Here is a 394-nt window from a genome sequence, read left to right as displayed (position 1 = left end):
GCCGGGGAGTTGGCATTGTAGATCTCCGGGCGATATATTTTCTGAAACGTCTCCATCGTGCTGATGGTGGCGATCAGTTCCAGGCTGGTGTAATCGCTGAGCAGATCGCCGGTAAAATAAAAGGCCAACGGCGCGACGCTGTTTTTTGGCATAAAATAGCGTACCTGCAGACCCATTTTGCTGAAATAGCGCTCGGTCAGCGAGACGCCTTCCTGAGCATATTCAATGCCGAGGACCGGATGTTCGTTACCGGTGCGATGGTAAACATCTTTACTGGAGACGCTCAGGCAAATCACCGGCGCCTTGCTGAAGTTGGCGCGCCAGGCGCTGGATTGCACAAAATCCTTAAAGATATTGCCGTGCAACTCGCCAAAGTTTTCCGGTACGCTGAAGC

1 protein-coding gene is annotated in these 394 nt (G+C 52.5%); it reads right to left on the bottom strand.

Annotation, left to right across the window (positions count from 1 at the left end; genetic code table 11):
- The coding region (locus tag M3225_RS29165) for a putative oxygenase MesX (protein WP_251400796.1) at nucleotides 1–394 on the bottom strand (394 nt) is incomplete at both ends.

It is taken from the genome of Priestia aryabhattai, assembly GCF_023715685.1.
GTDB lineage: Bacteria > Bacillota > Bacilli > Bacillales > Bacillaceae_H > Priestia > Priestia aryabhattai_B.
The sequence above is the reverse complement of the archived record's forward strand: the minus strand, read 5'-3'. Positions and strand labels throughout refer to the sequence as shown.